This is a genomic window from Streptomyces sp. NPDC017448 (assembly GCF_044330565.1).
Lineage (GTDB): Bacteria > Actinomycetota > Actinomycetes > Streptomycetales > Streptomycetaceae > Streptomyces.
Map to the genome: position 1 here is coordinate 131,465 of NZ_JBIRLM010000016.1, position 22,488 is coordinate 153,952.

Consider the following 22,488-nt stretch of genomic DNA (forward strand, 5'->3'; position numbering starts at 1 on the left):
GAGACGTCGATGGCGGAACCGAGTGCTCCTGGCATACAGCTGTCCCCCACCCGGCTGGCCGCCCTGCGGCGGCGGACCGGCGACCACGACGACCGGACCCTCGTCGGGGCATGCGCCGCCGGGCTCGCGTACTGGGCGACCGGCGCGGGCCCCGAGGGCACGGACCTCGCCCCCACCACCCCCTTCCCGGAGCTCATCGGCCCTCACCGTGCGGCCGTCGGCGCCGCAGCGGGGTGGGAGATCGACGAACGGACCCTCGCCATCACCGTGCCGCCCGGCGTCGATCGCGCCGAGGCGCAGCGGACCCTGGACGACCTGGCCGACTTCCCGGACCGGCCCCTCGGCTCCATCGGCCCCTCCGACGCCCGGGAGCGGGCCGAGCAGTTGGCCCGCTGGAACGACACCCGGGCCGACCGCGTCCGCCCCACCCTCATGGAGCTCTTCCGCGAGCAGGCGCGCCTGCGGCCGGACGCCGTCGCGATCGTCGACGAGCACCGCTCCCTGACGTACCGCGAAACCGCCGAGCTGTCCGCGCAGCTGGCCCACCACCTGATCGAACGCGGGCTCGGCCCCGAGGAGGTCGTCGGCATCTCGCTCGGCCGGTCCGCCGAACTGGTCGTCGGCCTCCTCGCCGTGCTCCAGGCCCGGGGCGCGTTCGTCCCCCTCGACCCCCAGTGGCCCGCGGGCCGCCGGGCCACCGTCGTCGAGGACGCCCGGATCGTGCTCCAGCTCAACTCCACCGGCAAGGCCGACGCCGGGGAACCGGACGCCGTCGCCGTGGACCTCGGCGACTGGAGGTACGGCGCACACCCGGCGGACGCACCCGAGGCCGCCCCCTCCGGCGACGCCCTGGCCTACGTGATCTTCACCTCCGGCTCCACCGGACGCCCCAAGGGGGCGATGATCCGGCACGAGGCGATCAGCGAGCGGCTGCTCTGGCAGTCCGGGGAGATCCTCCACTTCGGCCCCGACGACGCCTCCCTCTTCAAGGCCCCGCTCTCCTTCGACATCTCCGTCAACGAGATCTTCCTGCCGCTGGTCACCGGCGGGCGGCTCGTGGTCCTGCGGCCCGGCGGCGAACGCGACCCGCACCACCTGCTCGGCGTCATCGCCGAGCAGGGCGTCACCTTCACCTACCTGGTCTCGTCCATGCTGGACGTCCTCCTGGAGATCGCCGGCGACTCCGGCCGCCTGGACAGCCTGCGCCACGTCTGGTGCGGCGGCGAGGTCCTCACCCCCGAGCTGTACGAGCGGTTCCGCGACCGCCTCGACATCCCCCTCTACCACGGCTACGGCCCCGCCGAGACGACCATCGGCGTCTCCCACGTCGTCTACCGCGGCGCCGCCGAGCGCCTGTCCACCTCGATCGGCAAGGCCAACCCCAACACCCAGCTCTACGTCCTCGACGACGAACTGCGCCCCGTCCCGGTCGGCGTCGGCGGCGAACTGTACGTCGGCGGGCTCCTGCTGGGACGCGGCTACGCGAGCGCGCCCGGTCTCACCGCCTCCCGCTTCGTCGCCAACCCCTTCGCCTCGGACGGATCCCGGCTCTACCGCACCGGCGACCTGGCACGGTACGCCCCCGACGGATCGCTGGACTTCCTCGGCCGCGCCGACAACCAGGTCAAGATCCGCGGCATGCGGCTGGAGATCGAGGACGTCGAAGCCGCTCTCGCCGAACACCCCGGCGTCCGGCACACCTGCGTCGTCGCGAAGAAGAACACCGCGGGCGGCACCTACCTGGTCGGCTACGTCATCCCCTCCGGCGACCACCGGGACCTGAGCGCGGACGACGTCAAGGCGTGGGCCGCCGCCCACCTCGTCGAGTACATGGTGCCCGCCCGCCTCGTCGTCCTGGGGGAGTTCCCGCTCACCGCCAACGGCAAGATCGACCGGAGGGCGCTGCCGGAACCCCCCGCCGACACCGGCGCCCTCGTCGCGCCCGCCACCGAGAACGAACGTCTGGTCTGCGAGGCCGTCGCCTCGGTGCTGCGCCTGGACGCGGTCGGCACCGACCAGGACTTCTTCCAGCTCGGCGGCGACAGCATCCTCGCGATCTCCCTGCTCGCCGCCCTGCGCGACGCCGGCCTCCACGTGACGGCCCGCCAGATCTTCACCCACACCGTCGTCGGGGCGCTGGCGGCGGTGGCGAGCCGGGAAGCCGTCGCCGTGGACCACGGGGACGTCGCCACCGGCGCCGTCACGGGGTCGCCTATCCTGCGGTGGCTCGGCGGGACCACCGACGCCGTCGACGGCTTCGTCCAGTCGGTCGTCCTCACCACCCCCGCCGAGCTGACCGCCGAAGCGCTCGACACCCTGCTCGCCGCCGTGCTCGCCCGCCACGACCTGCTCCGGGCCAGGCTCGTACGCGGTGAACAGTGGGGCTTCGACGTCCCCGAAGCCCCGGCGGCCCCCCGCTGCTGGGAGGAGAGCGACGCCCCCCTGGAGGAATGCGTCGCCCGCGCCACCCGAGCACTCGACCCGGACAACGGAGTCATGCTGCGCGCCGTCTGGCGCCGCGCGGCACGCCGACTCGTCCTGGTCGCCCACCACGTGGTGATCGACGGCGTCTCCTGGCGCATCCTGATGGACGACCTGGCCACGGCCTGGCACCGGTACACCGCCGGCCAACCCGTCGAACTGCCCCCGGTGGGGACCTCGTTCCGCCGCTGGACCCAGCTCCTGGAGCGCGCCCCGTTCGACGCGCATTGTACGTACTACACCGCCCCGCTGCCCGCCCCCGACGCACCGCTCGGCAGGCGCGCCCTCACCGACGCCGACACCGTGGAACGGGAACGGACCCGCACCGTGTCCGTCGAACCGGCGCTCACGGCCGCGCTGCTCGGCGAGATCCCCGCCGCCTTCCACGCGGGCGTCAACGACGTCCTGCTGACCGCACTCGCCGTCGCCCTCGCCCGGTGGCGCCGCGACCGGGGGCAGGACCAGACGTTCGCCCACATAGAGCTGGAAGGCCACGGCCGGGAGGGCCGCTTCATCGCGGAGGCAGCCGGATTCGAGCCCGAACTCTCGCGCACGGTCGGCTGGTTCACCACCCTCTTCCCGGTCACCGTGGACCCGGGCGCGGCCCCGGACCTCACCGGCCCCGACTACCTCGCCACCGCCCTCAAGGCCGTCAAGGAAGACCTCGCCCGGGTGCCGGCCAACGGCCTCTCCTACGGCGTCCTGCGCCACCTCGGCGGCGATCTGCCGGCCGGCCCCGCACCGCAGGTGCTCTTCAACTATCTCGGCCGGTTCGGCGGGGGAGCCGGTGGCGACTGGCAACACGCCTCGGACGTAGGGCAGTTGGGGGAGAAGCGCGATCCGAGGATGCGGCTGCCGCGGGCCCTGGAGTTCAACGCCGTCGCCGAAGCCGGCCCGAGCGGCTCCTACCGACTGGTCACCACCCTCTCGTGGCCCGAGGGCGTGTTCACCGAGGAGGACATCACCGCCCTCTGCGACCACTTCCTCTCCACCCTCACCGCTATCGCCGCGCTCGACGGCGGCGGCCACACACCCGCCGACTTCCCGCTGGTACCGCTGACGCAGGCCGACGTCGACGCCCTCGACGGCCCCGCGCTGCACGACATCCTGCCGCTCACCCCGCTCCAGGAGGGGCTCTACTTCCACTCCGTCTTCGACGGCGAGGCCACCGGCGCCTACGTCGAACAGCAACTGCTGAGCCTGGACGGAGAGGTGGACGCCGACCGGCTGGAGGCGGCCGCCGCCCGGCTCCTCACGCTCCACCCCAACCTCGCCGCACGCTTCACCGCCCTCGCCGACGGCCGGGTCGTCTCCGTCGTCGAGACCGGCACGCGCCCGGCCTTCACCGTGCTGGACCGCCCCGGCCTCACCGACGAGGAGCTCCGCGACCTCGCCGAACAGGACCGCAGGGCCGGCTTCGACCTCGCCGCCGGGCCCCTCATGCGCTTCACGCTCGTCCGTGCCGGCGCGGGCCGTACGACCCTGGTGCAGACCGTGCACCACATCATCGCGGACGGCTGGTCGGTGCCGCCGATGCTCCGCGCACTGCTGGCCGAGTACCACGCCCCCGGATCGGTGCACCCGCTGGGCGGCTACCGCGACTACGTGGGCTGGCTCGCCGGGCGGGACGGGGAGGAGAGCGACCGGGTGTGGCGCGAGGAGCTGGCCGCACTGCCCGGCCCCTCCCTGGTGGCCGAAGGGCACACCCCCTCCGGACGGTTCGCGGTCATCGCGGCCGACTTCACCGACGACGTCGAGACCGCCGCCCGCTCGGCCGGGGTCTCCCTGAGCGTGGCCGTGCACAGCGCGTGGGCCGTCACCCTGGGCGGCCTCCTGGGCGGCAGGGACGTCGTCTTCGGCTCCACCGTCTCCGGACGTGACGCCGAGGTCCCCGGCATCCGCGACCTGGTGGGCCTCTTCATCAACACCATTCCGGTGCGCGCCCGTTGGTCCGCCACCGACACGGCGGCCGACCTGCTCGACGCCGTGAAGCTCCACCAGGGAGCGGTCCGGGCCCACCAGCACGTCTCCCTGGCGCGGATCGGACGGCTGAGCGGGGCGGGCTCCCTGTTCGACACCCTCGTCGTGTTCGACGTCCCGACCGACGTGTCCGCGCTGCGCGGACCCGACGACACCCTCGTCATCACCGGCGTCGTCAACGAGGGCGCCCCGCACTACCCGTTGACCCTCGTCGTCGAACGCGTCCCGGGCGGCCGGTCGCGGTTCCAGCTGATCTACGACGGCGAACTCCTGCGCCCCGCGAGCGCCGAGGCGATCCTGCACACCTTCACCCGGACCCTCTCCGACCTGCTCGACCGCCCGGACGAACCGGTCGACGCGCTGGTCCGGGCGCCCGGCAGGCCCCCGGCCCACCGGGAACCGACCACCCTCGGCGAGCTGTTCGACGCGGCCGCCCGCCGCGACCCGGCCGCCACCGCCGTCACCCAGTGCGCACTGGACGGCGGCGAGCGCTCCCTCACCTACGGCGAACTGGCCGCCGCGAAGGACGCGCTGGCCGCGACCCTGCGCGCCACGGGGGTTCGCCCCGGGCAACGGGTCGCCGTCGCCGTCCCGCGCTCCGTGGAACAGGTCGTGGCCCTGGTCGCCGTCGTCACCGCCGGAGGCGCGTACGTACCCCTGGACACGGCCTATCCGGACGAGCGGCTGGAGTACATCCTCGCCGACGCCGCCCCGCAGGCCGTCCTCGTGGACCGGGATCAGCAAGACCGCTTCACCCGGCTGCTGGAGCGGGCGGGCGTAGCGGCCCGGATCCTCGTCCAGGGCGACGAAACCCCGCCCGCCGGAAAGCCGGTGGGCGAGGAACCGTCCGCCGCCCGCCCGGGGGATCCGGCGTACGTCATCTACACCTCCGGCTCCACCGGCCGGCCCAAGGGCGTCCTCGTCCCGCACTCCGCGGTGACGACGCTCCTCGCCAACACCCGCGCGGACATGGGGTTCGGCCCGGACGACGTCTGGGTCCAGTTCCACTCCTTCTCCTTCGACTTCGCGGTCTGGGAGCTGTGGGGCGCGCTCGCGCACGGCGGCGAACTGCTGGTGCCGGAGTACGGGCTGACCCGTTCACCGGTCGACTTCCACCGGCTGGTCCGGGAACGCGGCGTGACCGTGCTCAACCAGACCCCGTCCGCCTTCCACCGGTTCGTCGAGGCCGACCTGCACGCCGAGCGGCCGGTCACGACGCTGCGCCGCATCGTCTTCGGCGGCGAGGCGCTCGACCTGGGCCGGCTGCGCGGCTGGGTGGAGCGGCACGGGACGGCCTCGCCCGAGCTGGTCAACATGTACGGCATCACCGAGACCACCGTGCACGTCACCCACCGGGTGCTGACGGAGGAGGACTTCGCCCGGGACGGCGACGTCAGCCCCATCGGCGGACCGATCCCCGGCCTGACCGTCCACGTGCTCGACGACCGGCTGCGGCCGGTGCCGCCGGGCCGGGTTGGCGCCGTCTACGTCGCGGGCGACCAGCTGGCCCTCGGCTACCTGGGCCGCCCCGGGCTCACCGCCGGGCGCTTCGTCGCCAACCCCTTCGCCGCGGACGGCTCCCGCATGTACCACACCGGAGACCTCGCCCGCCGGACCCTGGACGGCGACCTGGAGTTCGCGGGCCGCGCCGACGACCAGGTGCAGCTCAAGGGGTTCCGCATCGAACCGGGCGAGGTCGAGAACGCGGTGCGGGAGGTGGACGGCGTCGTCGACGCGGCGGTCACCGTGGCGGACGGCGGCGACCACCTCGTCGTCCACGTCGTCGGCGACCCGCCCGCCGACCTCACCGCCCGGCTCGCCGCCAGGCTGCCCGCGCACATGGTCCCGGCCCGCGTGCTGCCCGTCGAGGAGCTGCCGCTGACCGTCAACGGCAAACTGGACCGCAAGGCCCTCGCCGAGCGGGCGGCCCGACAGGACGCCCGGCCCCGGGAGACCGCGCCGGACGCCACCGGCGGCTCGGCGCTCACCGTGCTGACCGGCATCTTCGCCGAGGCCCTGCCCGGCGCGGGCGTCGACGCCGACACGGACTTCTTCGGCGCGGGCGGCGACAGCATCGTCGCCATCACCGTGATCAACCGCGCGCGGGCGCTCGGCCTGCCGATCGCCCCCCGGGACGTGTTCCTGTTCCGGACGCCGCGCGCCCTCGCCGACCACCTCGCCACCAGCGCCCCGCAGGCGGCGCCCCCGCCGCCCGACCACCGCGAGGACGGCCCGCTGCCGCTCACGCCGATCATCCTGCGCCAGCGGGAGCTGGGCACACCGCTCACCGGATTCGCCCAGGCCAGGACGGTGCCGGTCCCGGAAGGCGCCGGCCTCGCCGACATCCGGCGCGCGGCCGACGCCGTCGTGGCCGCACACCCGGCCCTGAGACTGCGCCTGCACGTCGAGCACGGCGTGTGGTCCCTGCGCACCGAACCGCCCCGCGCGGCCGTCGTCCTGCCCGAGCGGACCGCCGACGCCGAGGCCGCCGCGAACGGGGCGGCCCGCCGCCTCGACCCGGAGGCCGGGGAGGTCATCGCGTTCTCCTGGCTGGCGGCGAGCCGCACCCTGGTCGTCACCGTCCACCACATCGCCGTGGACGCGGTCTCCTGGCTCGTCCTCCTCGACGACCTGGCCACCGCCCTGGGCGGCGCCGCGCTGCCCCCGCCGACCACCTCCTACGCCGCGTACGCCGAAGCGCTCGCCGTACGGTCCGCCGAACGGGCCGCCGACCTCGGCCACTGGATCGACACGCTCCGGGCCCCGGCCCTCCTGCCCGCCGTCCAGGAGCACCGGGAGACCACCGTCGCCCTGGCGCCCGGCGTGAGCGACCGGGTCACCCGCACCGCCCCCGGGGCGCTCGGCATCGGCCTCACCGAGCTGCTGTGCGGCGCTTTGCGCACCGCGCTGACCCGCGTCCAGACCACGCCCACCGACCTCGCCGTCGACCTGGAGCGGCACGGCCGGATCCCGGCGGCGGAGCACCACGACTACTCCCGTACCGTCGGCTGGTTCACCTCCATCGCCCCCGTGCGCCTGGCCGCCCACACCGACCCCGTCGCCGCGGCGCGCGAGGTCGCCGAACGCCAGCCGGACGAGAGCGGGCACGCCGCCTACGGACGGCTCCGGTACCTCAACCCGCAGACGGCCCCACTGCTGACCGCCCGGCCCCAGGTCCTGTTCAACTACCTCGGCCGGGGGAGCGAGTCCGAGGCCCTGCGGATCACCGGAGCGACCCCGGCGAGCAGCCCGTACGCCGTCGAGGTCAACGCCTGGACCGACGAGGCCACCGGCCGCCTCCACGCCGGTTTCACCCTCGCCGAAGGCGTTCCCGACGCGATCGCCGAACACTGGCTGGCCGCCCTGGAGCAGATCGCGGACGCGTCCGCGACGGCCGAGCGCACGGCGCCCGTCACCCCGCTCCAGCGGGGCCTGTACTTCCAGTCCCAACTGACGGGCACGGCCGGGCACTACGTCGCCCAGAGCTACTTCACCTTCGACCGGGCCCTGGACGCCGACGCGCTGTCCGAGGCGATGGCCCGGGTGATCTCCCGCCACCCCGTCGTCGGCGCCGGGTTCACCACCGACGACGAGGGGAACCCGGTGCAGCTCCTCAGGGCGGGGCGGCGCGTCGCCGTCCGCACCGTCCACCTGGCGACCCGGGCCGAGGCGGAGGCCCTGCGCACCGAGGACCGCGAGCGCGGCTTCGACCCCGGGGAGCCGCCCCTGGTACGGATGACCGTGGTGCGCGGCCTCGAAGGCGGCGACGGCCTGCTGCTCAGCTACCACCTCCTGCTGTGGGACGGCTGGTCGCGCGAGATCCTGCTGCGCGACCTGTTCGACGCCTACGAGGCCGTCGTGGCGGGCCGGCCGTGGGACGCCTCGCCGGCCCTGCCGGGCTTCGAGGAGTACGCCCGGGCCCTCGCCGCCAAGGACCCGGCCGCCTCCGAGCGCTTCTGGGCCGACCACCTGGCGGGCCTGCCGGGGCCGACGCTGCTCGCCGGACCGGCCCCCGTCCTCCGGGAGGAGCTGCCGCAGCCGCTCACGCACACGCTCCCGGCCGAACTGTCCCGCCTGCTGCGCGAGACGGCCCGGTCCCGGGGCGTCACCCTGAACTCGGTGCTCACCGGCGCCTTCGGCCTCCTCCTCGGAGCCCGCACCGGACGCGGCGACGCCGTCTTCGGCGTCACCGTCTCCGGCCGCGAGGGCGACGGGCACGGCGGCATCGTCGGCGTCCTGCTCAACACGGTCCCGATGTGGGCGCGCGCCCGGCCCGGCGACACCGTCGACGCCTACCTGTCGTCGGTACAGGAGGCGCGCGTGGCCGCCATGGAGCACGAGCACCTCGGGCTCGGCGAGATCCAGCGGGCCGCAGGACACGACACCCTCTTCGACAGCCTGTTCGTCCTCCAGAACTTCCTGGACCCGGACGCCTTCGCCGAGATGAACGCCCGCCACGGCATCACCTCCGTACAGGCGGACGACTCCACGCACTACCCCTACACCTGGGTCGTCACGCCCGGCGACCGGCTGACCGTCAAGCTGGAGCACCGCCACGGCGACGCCGACCACGCCCGCCGCCTGCTCGACGACTACCTGCGCATCCTGGAGGACCTGGCCACCGCCACCGGCCCGGTGGGCGCGCTCCCCGGCCTGGCACCGGTCCCCGAACCCCCCGTACGCACCGGGATCGGCACCGACACCGTCGTCGACCGGTTCGACCTCGCGGCGGACCGGCACCCCGGCCGGACCGCCCTCGTCGCGGACGGCGCCACCCTGACCTTCGCCGAACTCCGCGACCGCAGCCGGGCCGTGGCGGGTGTCCTCGCCGCCCGCGGGATCGGGCCCGAGACCGCGGTGGGCCTGGCGATACCGCGCTCCCTCGACTGGATCGCCGCTCTGTTCGCGGTCCTGCGCGTCGGAGCCGCCTACGTGCCGCTGGAACTGGACCACCCCGACGAGCGGATCGCCGGGATCGTCGAGGACGCCCGGCCGGAGGTGATCCTCACCGTGAGCGCGGTCGCACCCCGGCTGAGCGGCGAACTGATCGAGCTGGACCGCCCGTTGCCGGCGGCGGAGCCGTACACCACGTTCTCCCCGGACGACCCGGACCGGCTGCGCCACCCCGCGTACACCATCTACACCTCCGGATCGACCGGGAAGCCCAAGGGCGTGGTGACCGAGTACGCCGGGCTCACCAACATGCTGATCAACCACCAGCGACGCATCTTCGCGCCGGTCCTCGCCGAGCACGGCCACCGGACCTTCCGGATCGCGCACACCGTCTCGTTCGCGTTCGACATGTCCTGGGAGGAGCTGCTGTGGCTCGCGGACGGCCATGAAGTCCACATCTGCGACGAGGAGTTGCGCCGCGACGCACCCCGGCTCGTCGCCTACTGCCTCCGGCACGGCATCGACGTCGTCAACGTGACGCCCACCTACGCCCAGCAGTTGGTGGCCGAAGGGCTGCTGGACGATCCCGAACGGCGGCCCGCACTCGTGCTGCTGGGCGGCGAGGCCGTCACCCCGACGCTGTGGCAGCGGCTCGCGGAGACCGGTGGAACGGTCGGCTACAACCTGTACGGGCCCACCGAATACACCATCAACACCCTCGGCGTCGGCACCTTCGAGTGCCAGGACCCGGTGGTCGGCGTGGCCATCGACAACACCGAGGTGTACGTCCTCGACCCCTGGCTGCGCCCGCTGCCCGACGGGGTTCCCGGCGAGCTGTACGTGGCGGGCGTCGGGATCGCGCGCGGCTACCTCGGCCGGAGCGCCCAGACCGCCCACCGTTTCGTCGCCTGCCCCTTCGGCGCGCCCGGGGAGCGCATGTACCGCACCGGCGACCTGGTGGTCCGGCGCCCCGACGGGAACATCGCCTACCTCGGCCGCACCGACCAGCAGGTCAAGATCCGCGGCCACCGGGTCGAACTCGGCGAGGTCGAGGCCGTGTTCGCCGCCCATCCGGCGGTCCGCCTCGCCGCCGCCGTCGCCCAGCCCGACCCGGGGGTCGACGGGGCGTACCGCCTGGCCGCCTATCTCGTCCTGGCCGACTCCGCCGATCTCGCCCGGGTCGCGGCCGAGGCCGGCGCGGGCCTGCCGGACTTCATGCGGCCCACGCACTACGCCCGGGTGGACGGCATCCCGCTCACCGTCAACGGGAAGGCCGACACCAGGGCGCTGCCCGAGGCCAGGCCGCTCGGCGCGCTGACCACGGCGGGCGAGCGCGGACCGCGAACCGAGACCGAGAGGACGGTCTGCGAGTTCTTCGCCGAGGCGCTGGACCTGGACGACGACGAGGTCAGCGCGGTCGGCGACTTCGTCGCCCTCGGCGGGCACTCCATGCTGGCGGTCCGGCTGATCGGGCTGCTCCGCCGCGAGTACGGTCCTGTCATCACCGTCCGCGACCTGTTCACCCTGCGCACACCGGAAGCACTGGCCCGCCACCTCGATGAGAACTCCTGAACCGATGAAGAACCCCGATACCCAGCGGCCCCGCCCCGGGGCCGCCATCCTGCGGACGGCCCTGCGCCGCAACGTCGGAGCCATGGCCGCGGGCACCGTCCTCATGGGCCTGTACCAGGCGGCCGAGACCGCGTTCCCCATCGCGCTCGGACTCATCGTCGAGCACACGATGCGGGACCGGAGCCTCGGCTCGCTCGGCGTCTCGATCGGCGCGCTGGCCGTGATCATCACGACGGTGTCCCTGTCGTGGCGGTTCGGCATGCGCGTGCTCCAGAAGGCCAACACCACCGAGGCCCACCGCTGGCGGGTCCGGGTCGCCGCCTGCGGACTCCAGCCGGTGGCCCGGGACGTGGACCTCAAGTCCGGTGAGATCCTGACCATCGCCACTGAGGACGCCGACCAGACCGCCGACATCATCGAGGTGGTGCCGCTGCTGATCAGCTCCCTGGTCGCCGTCGTGGTCGCGGCGGTCGCGCTGAGCCTCGCCGACCTGAGACTCGGCCTCCTGGTGATCGTGGGGACCGTCGCGATCCTGTCGGTCCTCGCCGTGATGTCCCGGCGGATCGGGGCCAGTACGCAGGAACAGCAGGCCCGGGTGGCCCGGGCGGGCGCCAAGGTCGCCGACCTCATCATCGGACTGCGCCCCCTGCACGGGTTCGGCGGCAACCACGCGGCCTTCGGCTCCTACCGCGAGGTCAGCACGGACGCGAAGCGCCAGGCGATCGCCGTCGCCCGGGTGAACGGAGCCTACGCGGGGACCGCGCTGGCGCTGAACGCGGTCCTCGCCGCGGCCGTCTCCCTGACCGCGGGCTGGCTGGCGTTCGAGGGCCGGATCACCGTCGGAGAGCTCGTCATGGCCGTGGGGCTCGCGCAGTTCATCATGGAACCGCTCAAGCTGTTCTCCGAGATGCCCAAGTACGTCATGATCGCCCGCGCCTCGGCCGAGCGCATGGCGCTGGTCCTGGGCGCGCCCCCGGTGGCGGCGCCCGGCACCGAACGCCCCGAGCCCGGCGGGGCGCTGGAGGTCGACGGCGTCCGCCACGGGACGCTCCGCGGGGTCACGTTCACCGTGGCGGCCGGCGAGTTCGTGGCGATCGCCTCCTACCAGCCCCGCGCCGCCGCCGATCTGGCCTCGGTCCTCGCGGTGAACGCCGCTCCCGGGACGTACGGGGGAGCGGTGCGGGTCGGCGGCCGGGAGATCGGGGAGCTGTCGGTCGAGGCGGTCCGCGAACACCTGTTGGTCAACCCGTACGACGGGGAGATCTTCGCCGGCACCCTCCGGACGAACATCGACCCCTCGGGCAGCGGACGGCCGGTGGAGGCGGCCGTCGAGGCGTCCCTCCTCACCGACGTCGTCGCCCTCCACCGCGAGGGGCTCGACCACCCGGTCCGCGACCGGGGCGCCAACCTTTCCGGCGGGCAGCGGCAACGGCTTTCGCTGGCCCGCGCGTTGGCCGCCGACAGTGAGATGCTGGTGCTGCACGACCCGACGACGGCCGTCGACGCGGTCACCGAGCAGCTCATCGCGCGCAACGTGGCGAAACTGCGCCGGGGCCGGACCACGCTGGTGATCACCAGCAGTCCGGCGCTCCTGGACGCCGCCGACCGGGTGCTCGTCCTGGACGGCGGCGTCGTCACCGCCGAGGACACCCACCGCAACCTCCTCGCCGGCGACGCGGCGTACTGCCGGGCCGTGGCGAGATGACCGGACGGGCGGTTCCCGGGGCGCCCACCGGGGCGTCGCGGGAACCGCCCGCCCGGAAGCCCCTCGCCTCAGCCGAGGACCCAGGCGACGTCCCGGAGCAGGGCGTGCCGCCAGCCCGCCCGGTCGTGGCCCGACGCCGAACGCGACACCCGCACCGCGGCGCCGGCCCGCTCGGTCAGCGCCTCGACCACCTCGCAGTGCGGCAGCATCGCCGCCTCGTGCTCGCCCACGTCGAACGCGCACCGCACCCCCGACAGATCGGCGCCCCGCCGCAACCGCTCCGCGAGGACGCCGCCGACCGGTCCGCCCAGCGGATCCGGCAGCTCCCCGGCCCCGGGCGCCCACCAGAAGGACCCCGACTGGCAGGCGACACCGGACACCAGCCCCGGGAACTCCAGCGCGGCGTACAGCGCGCTCAGCCCGCCCAGGCTCTGGCCGGCGACCACCACGCGGTCCAGGTCCGCCGCCGCCCCCGACTCGGCCACCAGCGGCAGCAGTTCGTCCCGGACGGCTTCCCACAGCTCAGGACGGCAGCCGAACTCGGCCTCCCGGTCCTTGGCCGGCAGGAACACGAGGGTGACCGGGGACAGGTCCCCGGCGGCCACGGCCGCGTCGAAGGCGGTCACGGCCGGATGCAGGTACAGCCAGTCGTCCCCGTCGAGCAGCAGTACCACCGGGCCGCCGCCGCCCGCCGGATGGACGCGCACGGTGCGCCGCCCGCCGAGGCGGTCGCTGCTCCAGCGGATCCGGGTCCGGGGGAGGGGCGGCACGTCGTCCGGGCCGAGCGCGGGCCAGTGCGGCTGGGACGGGGCGTCCGGTGTCGCGGCGATGGACCGGTCGGCCCCGGCGCCGACCGGGTTGAACGGATCGGCATGGGCCGCGCCCTCCACGAGGAAGCGGTACGTCACCCGCAGCCGCGCGGGCATCGGCACTTCCGCGTACCAGCAGTCCGTGTCCTGCCAGCGCCGCAGCGGCACGGGCGGCGACCAGCTCTCGAAGTCGAGCACGGCCTCGGAGCCGCGCCACAGGAAGAGGGCCCGCCAACCGCCGTCCGCGGGCGCCGTCGCGGGCGTCCGGGCCGCCCGCCAGAACGCGTCGGTACCGGGGAGGTCCCGCAGTCCGAACGCGGCGAAGGGGGCGTCGCCGCCGGCCCGCTCGATCACCGGACCCATGGGCGTCTCCTTGCGAGAGAGGAGGGGGCGGCTGGTCCCCCGCCGTGTAAGGGGAGCCTAACCCATCGATGTCGACAGGTGATCGGGAGAGGAGGCCCGGGTGCGGGGGAACCCGGGCACGCGCGGGGAGTTGCGGCGGTCAGCCCGAGACGGCCGCGCGCACCATCCGGAGCTGCCCGATCTCCGCGACGTTCTTCATCAGCTCCGCGTTCACCCAGGCGGCCATGTCGGCGACCGTGCGCTCCGGGTCGTGCGCCCAGGGGAACGGCGCGGTCGCGTCCAGCGCCGCCTCGTCGAGACCGTCCAACACCTCCAGCCACTCCTCCCTCAGCTCGCGCAACCGTCCGGCGGTCCGCTCGGCGTCGCCCGGCCACACGACGTCCGCCCGGTCGCGGGGCTCCTCTCCCCGCGCGTGCGCGACCGCCGTCTCCCACCACCAGCCGATGTGCCAGCTGAGCCAGCCGATCGTCGGTACGGGAATTGGGTCCGGCTCCGTGTCGGCCCAGTCCGGCAGCCAGCGCCCGTCGGCCTGTCGGTGCACCGTCCAGCACAGCGGCGCCGGCTGCCACAGGAAGTCGTCGGTGTCGAGCCGGTCGAGGTGGTACGTGAAGAGCGACCAGGTCAGATCGAACTGGCGACGCAGAAGGTCATGGCGAGAAGAGCGCATCGGGTGACCCTGGCACACCCGCGCCCTCTCGACAACGCGGTTTCCCGGCGTTCGCCGTGCGGAGCCGCGGCACCCCCGGAGGCTGTCCCGCCAGGAAGGCCGGGAGGGTCCTCAGTACGCGGCGAGCCGTTCCATCAGGACGGCGCTGCGTGCGAGCAACTCCTGCTCCTCCGCACTGAGTTCGAGGTCGATGGCGCGTGCCAGCCAGTCGGCCCGGCGGTCGCGCTCCGCCTTCAGCGCGGCCCGCCCCGCCTCGGAGAGGTCCACGAGGGACTTGCGGCCGTCCGTGGGGTGCGCGCGGCGGACGACGAGGCCCTGGTCCATCAGGAGCCCGACCGCACGGGCCATCGACTGGGGGCGCACGCGCTGGTCCGCCGCGAGGTCGCTGGTGGTCATGGCCCCGTCCCGGTCGAGGACGCCCAGCACGGCGACCTGGCCGTGCGGAATCCGGTCCTCCTGTTTCACGCGCCGTGCCAGTCTGCCCATGGCGATGCGCAGGTCGGCGGCGACGGCGGCGGGCTCCGGGGTGGGCATAGGGAACTTTAACCCGGGCCCGGCGGCGAGTCCGCGCAGGTGGCCGGGGCGGGGAAACCGCCCAGCGAAGCTGCGCAGCAATACTGAACAGCATATCTGAACAGTTCTGCTGTAGAGTTTCGGTGTCGCGGCTCGCGCCGGAGCTGTCGCAGGAGTGCCGCGACACGTGACGACGGAAGGACCTCCCATGGCCCCCGCAGCAGTTGAGCCCACCACCATCCGGACCGTGACCGCCCGCCGCATCCTCGACAGCCGGGGCAACCCCACCGTCGAGGTCGACGTGCGCCTCGCCGACGGCTCCCTCGGCCGCGCCGCGGTCCCCTCCGGCGCCTCCACCGGCGCACGGGAGGCCGTGGAGCTGCGCGACGGGGACGCCGGACGGTGGCACGGCAAGGGCGTCGACCGCGCGGTCGGCCACGTCGCGGGGGAGATCGCGGCCGCCGTCGTGGGGCGCGACGCCGGCGACCAGGCGGGGCTGGACGCCGCGCTCGTCGCGCTCGACGGGACGCCCGGCAAGTCCCGGCTCGGCGCCAACGCGATCCTCGGCGTCTCGCTCGCCGCCGCGAAGGCCGCCGCCGTCTCCCACCGCCAGCCGCTCTACCGCTACCTGGGCGGCGCCGACGCCCGCCTCCTGCCGCTGCCGATGATGAACATCGTCAACGGCGGCGCCCACGCCGACAATCCGCTGGACTTCCAGGAGTTCATGATCGCGCCGGTGGGCGCGACGACCTTTGGGGACGCCGTCCGGATGGGGTCCGAGATCTTCCACACCCTGCGCCGCGACCTGCTCGCCGCCGGCCACGCCACCGGCGTCGGCGACGAGGGCGGATTCGCCCCCGCGCTGCGCACGGCCGAGGAGGCGCTCGACTTCGTCCTGAGCGCCGTCGAACGCGCCGGGTACCGGCCCGGTGCGGACATCGGCCTGATCATGGACCCGGCCTCCTCGGAGTTCTTCCGCGACGGCGCCTACGTCTACAGCGGCGAGGGCGTGCGCCGCACCCCCTCCGAGCAGGTCGACTACCTGGTCAAGCTGATCGACGCGTACCCGGTCGTCTCCATCGAGGACCCGATGGCCGAGGACGACACGGACGGCTGGCGCGAGCTGACCGCCCGGGTCGGCCACCGCTGCCAGCTCACCGGGGACGACGTGTTCTGCACGGACGAGGCACAGGTGCGCGAGGGCATCCGTACCGGGGTCGGCAACTCGGTCCTGGTGAAGGTCAACCAGATCGGCACCCTGACCGAAGCGCTCGCCACGGTCGCCACCGCCCACCGGGCCGGGTGGAGCGCCGTGATGTCCCACCGCTCGGGGGAGACGGAGGACACCACCATCGCGGACCTGGCGGTGGCGACGGGGTGCGGCCAGATCAAGACGGGATCGCTCTCCCGCTCCGACCGCACCGCCAAGTACAACCAGCTGATCCGGATCGAGGAGGAGCTGGGCGACTCGGCGCGGTACGCGGGCGGTGCGCTGCTCTCCCGCTCCTGACCGCCGCGCGGGGAGGCCCGCGGCCCGCCCCCCTCCACCGGCCGGCGGACGGGCGCCGGTGGGCCGTCGCCTCCACCGGAACCCGTCCCGGTCGCCGCCGGGCCGGTCCGGATGAGGCGCCCCCCTGTCCGGGACTCGGCCCGCCTCAGCGGGCCGGGGCGGAGCCGGTCCCCCCACGGGGTGCGTACAGGATCCACAGCGGCCCGCCGGCGAGTTCGACGCGCCGCCCGTCGGAGGCGGTGTACACCGTGTCCGCGTCCGCCGAGGGGCGCGACCAGCGCACGTCGTGGGCGCGGCCGTCCCGCAGGACGACCGCCCTGCCCGTGCCCACGGTCTCGGTGAACGGGCTGACGTTCCCGGACCGGTCACGGAAGTCGGAGGACCGTACGGTCACGTCCTGGACGACGACCGTGCCCGCCCCCAGCCGCCCGCCCTCGCTCGTCCGGGCCGGAGACCCGTCCAGCGAGACCAGCCACCGCGCGCGCCCGGCGGACCAGGTGAACGTCACGGACGCGGACGGATAGCGCACCGTGCGGCTCTCCTCCGGCTCCCCGCCGGAGGGTGCCGGGCCCACCTCGAGCCCCAGCGCCTGCACGGCACTGACCCCGGGGGGTTCGAACGGGATCTTCTCCGGCCGCAGATAGAGGTTGTGCGGAGCGGGCCGCCCCGGCCCCCGGAAGTACGCCCCCGGCGCCTTGGAGGGCGGCACGGCGTCCAGCGGCGCGCGTTCGATGACCGGCAGCAACCGGCCCTGGGCGCCCGAGAAGGCCAGCGTCGGCCGGTCGAACTGCCGCAGCAGCTCCAGATCGGTCTCCCGCGCGCTGCGCACCGGGCCGACGACCGGAGGCGCATCGGAGCCGTAGACGGCGAGGATCCGGCTCAGTCCGGCCTCCACCTGCTCGACGTAGACGACGTCGGCCTTCTCCACTCCGGTGTGCGGGCGCGCGGGCGCCACGTTGTCGATCTTCACGGCGAGCACCCGGCCGGCCCGTCGCCCGGAGGACGGACTGTCGCGGGACGAGGACGAACCGTCCTGGCCCGTGCACGCCCCGGTCGCGGCCAGCAGCACTGCGGCGAACAGCGCGCCGACCGTTCTCCTCACTCCGCCTGCGGTCATGGCGAACGCCCTTCCGGGGGCCGGCGCCGGGCGGTGCCGGCGCACCGCCGTCGTGTCGCGGCCCCTCTCCACCGTCCATGATGACGCGCACCGGCCTGCCGTGGTCGCTCGGCGGGCCGCAGCCGGGCGGACGCGGACCCGGAATTCCTCCGGAAGGGGCCCGTACCCGCTGCGGCCCGGCCGACATGGCCGAAACCGTTCCCCGCCGCACCCCGGATTCTGCTTCCGCCGGGGCGCTCCCCTCTCTACGGTTGCACCAGCGACGGGTCCTGCGCCCGTACAGCGCGACAGGCGAGGTGGAGGGGGTTCGGTGGAAGCCGAGTTGACGGCACTGGCGGCGTCGGGGGCGACGACCTTCGTGGGGCTGATGGCGACGGAGGCGTGGACCCAGGTGCGCGGGCGGCTGGCCCGGTTCCTGGGCCGGGGCGAGGACGGGGAGGTGGTCGACGCCGAGCTGGAGGAATCCCGCGAGGAGCTGCTCGCCGCCCACCGCGACGGCGACGAGGAAGCCGCCGCGGACGTCGCGGCCGAGTGGCGGATCAGGCTCCGCCGCACCCTGCGCGACGACCCCGAGGCGGCGGGGGAGCTCCGGGCGATCCTGGACGACCTGGCGCCCCGGCGCCCGGACGGCCCCGCCGTGGCGATCAACCACAACACCATCCACGGCGGCCGCTACCACGCCCCGGTGATCATGGCTCAGTGGGTCAACGACGGCGTGTCCCCCACGCCCCGGCGGGAACCGGGCGACGCGTGAGCGCCCCGGGCCCCGGCGGGACGCCCCGGGAGAACGCCGTGTGACGACGAGTCTGGTCCAGACCTCTTGACCGAAGGTCTGGACCATTCTACGGTTTGGCAGGGTCACGACACAGGGCGGGTCGGGGCGAACCCTTCGCACCGTCGGCGGCGGACCCGGGCAGGAAGGACATACGGATCATGGGGCGTACACCACGACTCCTGGGCCTCGCTCTGGCCGCTGCGCTCGCCGTACCGATGCTGGTCGGAGCCGCACCGCCCGAGGCCGCGGAGACGCGCGGCACCGCCGCGGAGACCTGCGCGGTCAAGTCGAAGCCCACCGGCAAGGTGCTCCAGGGGTACTGGGAGAACTGGGACGGCGCGGCCAACGGCGTGCACCCGCCGCTCGGCTGGATCCCGATCACCGACCCCCGCATCACCCAGCACGGCTACAACGTCATCAACGCGGCCTTCCCCGTCATCCGCTCCGACGGCACCGTCCTCTGGGAGGACGGCATGGACAACACCGTCAAGGTCGCCACCCCCGCCGAGATGTGCCAGGCCAAGGCCGCCGGCCTGACCACCCTCATGTCGATCGGCGGGGCCACCGCCGGTATCGACCTCAGCTCCAGGGCGGTGGCCGACCGGTTCGTCGCGACGATCGTCCCGATCCTGAAGAAGTACAACTTCGACGGCATCGACATCGACATCGAGACCGGACTCGTCGGCTCCGGCAACATCAACCAGCTCTCCCCGTCCCAGGCCAACCTCATCCGCATCATCGACGGCGTCCTCGCCGCCATGCCGTCGAACTTCGGCCTCACCATGGCCCCCGAGACCGCCTACGTCACCGGTGGCAGCGTGGTCTACGGCTCGATCTGGGGCGCGTACCTCCCGGTCATCAAGAAGTACGCCGACAACGGCCGGCTGTGGTGGCTGAACATGCAGTACTACAACGGCAGCATGTACGGCTGTTCCGGCGACTCCTACTCCGCCGGAACCGTCGCGGGCTTCACCGCCCAGACCGACTGCCTGAACAAGGGGCTCGTGATCCAGGGCACCACCGTGAAGGTGCCCTACGACAAGCAGGTCCCCGGCCTGCCGGCCCAGCCCGGCGCGGGCGGCGGCCACATGTCGCCGTCCCTCGTCTCGCAGGCGTGGAACCGCTACAACGGCTCCCTCAAGGGGCTGATGACCTGGTCCCTCAACTGGGACGGCTCCAGGAACTGGACCTTCGGCGACAACGTGAAGACCCTCCAGGGCCGTTGAGTCGCAGGCCCCCCCCCGCATCCCCACGCCCCCGGTCCGCCGATGACCGGGGGCGTGGCGCCGCTCCGGCCGGCCGCGACACGAGGAAGGCGTGAACCGGTCGCGCACCGGAGCGGTCGAGGCGACAGAATCGGGTACGGACCGGGTGATCGTCTGCCCGGTGCGCCGCCCCGTCCCCCCGCGGGCCGGCCGATGACGAAGACGTACGAGGAGACTTCGATGGTGCACGAACGGGCCGGTCACCCGGCACAGCCCGCAGACCTGGTCGACGTGGCCCGCCTGGTGACGGCCTACTACGCACTCCACCCCGATCCGGCGGACCCCGCCCAGCGCGTGGCCTTCGGCACCTCCGGCCACCGCGGCTCCGCGTTCGCGGCCGCGTTCAACGAGGACCACATCGCCGCCACCACCCAGGCGATCTGCGACTACCGCGCCCGCCAGGGCACCGACGGGCCCCTGTTCCTCGGCGCGGACACCCACGCGCTCTCCGAACCGGCCCGGGTCACCGCTCTGGAGGTGCTCGCCGCCAACGGCGTCACCGCCCTCGTCGACAGCGAGGACGGCTACACCCCGACCCCCGCCGTCTCGCACGCCATCCTCACCTACAACCGGGGGCGCACCGAGCGCCTGGCCGACGGCATCGTGGTGACCCCCTCGCACAACCCGCCCGCCGACGGCGGCTTCAAGTACAACCCCCCGAACGGCGGACCGGCCGCCTCCGACGCCACCTCCTGGATCCAGGACCGGGCGAACGCCCTGATCGAGGCAGGGCTCGGAGAGGTCCGCCGCATCCCCTACGCCCGCGCCCTGGCCGCCGACACCACCCGCCGGTACGACTTCCTGACCGCGTACGTCGACGACCTGCCCTCCGTCCTCGACCTGGACGCCGTACGGGAGGCGGGCCTGCGGATCGGCGCCGACCCGCTCGGCGGAGCGTCCGTCGCCTACTGGGGGCGGATCGCGGAGCGCCACGGGATCGACCTCACCGTCGTCAACCCGCTCGCCGACCCCACCTGGCGGTTCATGACGCTGGACTGGGACGGCAAGATCCGCATGGACTGCTCCTCGCCGCACGCCATGGCCTCGCTGATCGAGCAGCGCGACGCGTACGCCGTCTCCACCGGCAACGACGCCGACGCCGACCGGCACGGCATCGTCACACCCGACGGCGGCCTGATGAACCCCAACCACTACCTGGCCGTCGCCATCGACTACCTCTACACCCACCGTGACGCCTGGGCCGCGGGGACCGGCATCGGCAAGACCCTGGTCTCCTCGTCCATGATCGACCGGGTCGCCCACGACCTCGGCCGCACCCTGGTGGAGGTCCCGGTCGGCTTCAAGTGGTTCGTCGACGGCCTCCACGACGGCAGCCTCGGCTTCGGTGGAGAGGAGTCCGCGGGGGCCTCCTTCCTGCGCCGCGACGGACGGGTCTGGACCACGGACAAGGACGGCATCCTGCTGGCCCTCCTCGCCTCCGAGATCACCGCCGTCACCGGGTCCACCCCCTCCGAGCACTACGCGCGGCTCACCGACCGCTTCGGCGACCCCGCCTACGCCCGCGTCGACGCCCCCGCCACCCGCGAGGAGAAGGCCGTCCTGGCGAAGCTCTCCCCGCAGCAGGTCAAGGCCGACACCCTGGCCGGCGAGCCCGTCACGGCCGTCCTCACGGAGGCGCCCGGCAACGGGGCCCCGATCGGCGGCCTCAAGGTCTGCACCGACAGCGCCTGGTTCGCGGCCCGCCCCTCGGGCACCGAGGACGTCTACAAGGTGTACGCGGAGAGCTTCCAGGGCCCCGGCCACCTCGCCCGGGTCCAGGAGGAGGCGCAGGCGCTGGTCTCCGAAGCGCTGGGCGGCGCCTAGGAACCCGGTTCCCGCCGACCGCCACGGCGGCCGGCGGGGCCGCGGGCCGGCCCCGCGGGAGATCCGCGGGGCCCGGCGGATCAGCCGGTGACGCCCAGCAGCGGGGCCCAGGACTCCAGGGCGGGCCGCTCCGCGAGGTCGGCGAACTCCACCGTGATGCCGTGGTCGCGGCGCCAGGCGGCGGCCAGGGACATCAGTCGCACGGAGTCGAGACCGTAGTCGACCAGGTTCTCGTCGACCGGGATCTCCTCGGGGTCCTCCCCGAGGACGTCGGCGACATCGGCACGCAGCTGTTCGAGTGTGAGCGCCACGGCGGTCACTTCCCTTCGAAGACGGTCCGGGCGGTGGTGACGACGGCGCACTTGCCCGCGGCCCACCGCAGCGCCATCGCGTGGTCCTCGGCCGAGAAGTCCGCCACCGCGTCGGCCACCACGAACGGCTGGATGTCCTGCATCCAGGCGTCGCACGCCGTCATCAGCACGCCGATGTGGGCGTAGACGCCGGTGATGACGATCTGGTCGCGCCCCTGCTCGCGCAGCCGCTCCAGCAGATCGGTGCGGACGAATCCGCTGTACTTCCACTTGGTGAGGACCGTGTCGCCCGCGCCGGGGGCGACCTCGTCCGCGATGGCGGCCAGGTGTTCGTCGGCGGGGAGGCCGGGGCCCCAGAAGTCCTGCTGGAGTCCGCGCTCCTCGGCGCTCTGGCCGCCGGGCTGCGCGGTGTAGAGCACCGGTACGCCGAGCCGTGCCGCGTCCTTCTTCAACTCGGCCACCCGGGCGAGCAGTTCGGGTACGGGTTCCGCGCCGCGGTCGTACGCCGAGAGGAAGTGGTTCTGCAGATCGTGGACGAGGAGCACCGCGCGCGCGGGATCGACGGTCCAGTCGACCCGGTTGGCGGGCAACTCGTCGGCGGCCGGCATGGGGTAGGGGGCGATGGCGGGCAGGGCCATGGGGGAGGGGGTTCCTTCGGGAGTCGTTCAGTGGGGCGGGGACGCAGCGGGGCGGGGACGGGGAC

12 protein-coding genes are annotated in these 22,488 nt (G+C 73.9%); 6 read left to right on the forward strand and 6 right to left on the reverse strand.

From position 1 onward, the window contains the following. The first annotated feature begins 9 nt into the window (after positions 1–9). The gene (locus tag ACH4K1_RS24480; RefSeq protein ID WP_398091497.1) at positions 10–10,926 is read left to right on the forward strand and encodes an amino acid adenylation domain-containing protein; all 10,917 of its coding nucleotides are present in this window, start codon (positions 10–12) and stop codon (positions 10,924–10,926) included. A gap of 4 nt (positions 10,927–10,930) precedes the next feature. Further along, entirely contained in the window at positions 10,931–12,631 is a 1,701-nt protein-coding gene (locus ACH4K1_RS24485; protein ID WP_398091498.1) for an ABC transporter ATP-binding protein, read from the forward strand. Positions 12,632–12,699: 68 nt separating this feature from the next. Here the strand turns inward: ACH4K1_RS24485 and ACH4K1_RS24490 are convergent, their stop codons facing one another. The 3 genes from ACH4K1_RS24490 to ACH4K1_RS24500 form a co-directional block, all read right to left on the reverse strand. Further along, complete coding sequence (locus ACH4K1_RS24490) at positions 12,700–13,803, reverse strand: alpha/beta hydrolase-fold protein (protein ID WP_398091499.1); 1,104 nt, start codon at positions 13,801–13,803, stop codon at positions 12,700–12,702. Between the two features lie 139 nt (positions 13,804–13,942). Next, positions 13,943–14,470 carry a DinB family protein gene (locus ACH4K1_RS24495; protein ID WP_398091500.1) on the reverse strand — a complete coding sequence of 176 codons (528 nt, stop codon included), beginning with the start codon at positions 14,468–14,470 and terminating at the stop codon, positions 13,943–13,945. Between the two features lie 111 nt (positions 14,471–14,581). Continuing rightward, positions 14,582–15,004, reverse strand: coding sequence for a MarR family winged helix-turn-helix transcriptional regulator (locus ACH4K1_RS24500; protein ID WP_398091501.1), 423 nt, complete (start codon positions 15,002–15,004; stop codon positions 14,582–14,584). A gap of 187 nt (positions 15,005–15,191) precedes the next feature. Between ACH4K1_RS24500 and eno the strand changes: the two genes are divergently transcribed. Continuing rightward, entirely contained in the window at positions 15,192–16,493 is a 1,302-nt protein-coding gene (eno, locus tag ACH4K1_RS24505; protein ID WP_398091503.1) for a phosphopyruvate hydratase, read from the forward strand. Between the two features lie 145 nt (positions 16,494–16,638). On the opposite strand, the gene ACH4K1_RS24510 is transcribed toward eno, so the two are convergent. Then, positions 16,639–17,610 (reverse strand): DUF3048 domain-containing protein, encoded by a 972-nt coding sequence (locus ACH4K1_RS24510; protein ID WP_398091504.1) that lies wholly within the window; start codon positions 17,608–17,610, stop codon positions 16,639–16,641. Positions 17,611–17,920: 310 nt separating this feature from the next. Between ACH4K1_RS24510 and ACH4K1_RS24515 the strand changes: the two genes are divergently transcribed. The 3 genes from ACH4K1_RS24515 (at position 17,921) to pgm (ending at position 21,474) form a co-directional block, all read left to right on the forward strand. Then, positions 17,921–18,364, forward strand: a complete 444-nt coding sequence (locus ACH4K1_RS24515; protein ID WP_398091505.1) for a hypothetical protein — start codon at positions 17,921–17,923, stop codon at positions 18,362–18,364. A gap of 179 nt (positions 18,365–18,543) precedes the next feature. Continuing rightward, positions 18,544–19,611 (forward strand): chitinase, encoded by a 1,068-nt coding sequence (locus ACH4K1_RS24520; RefSeq protein ID WP_398091506.1) that lies wholly within the window; start codon positions 18,544–18,546, stop codon positions 19,609–19,611. Positions 19,612–19,830: 219 nt separating this feature from the next. Further along, positions 19,831–21,474 carry a phosphoglucomutase (alpha-D-glucose-1,6-bisphosphate-dependent) gene (gene pgm, locus ACH4K1_RS24525; RefSeq protein WP_398091507.1) on the forward strand — a complete coding sequence of 548 codons (1,644 nt, stop codon included), beginning with the start codon at positions 19,831–19,833 and terminating at the stop codon, positions 21,472–21,474. An 80-nt stretch (positions 21,475–21,554) separates the two neighbouring features. Here the strand turns inward: pgm and ACH4K1_RS24530 are convergent, their stop codons facing one another. Then, a complete protein-coding gene (locus ACH4K1_RS24530) occupies positions 21,555–21,794 on the reverse strand; it encodes a phosphopantetheine-binding protein (RefSeq protein WP_228992207.1) in 240 nt (79 codons plus the stop codon). Continuing rightward, positions 21,791–22,423 (reverse strand): isochorismatase family protein, encoded by a 633-nt coding sequence (locus tag ACH4K1_RS24535; protein ID WP_398091509.1) that lies wholly within the window; start codon positions 22,421–22,423, stop codon positions 21,791–21,793. Before ACH4K1_RS24535 ends, ACH4K1_RS24530 begins: the two co-directional genes overlap by 4 nt. Positions 22,424–22,488: the final 65 nt, after the last annotated feature.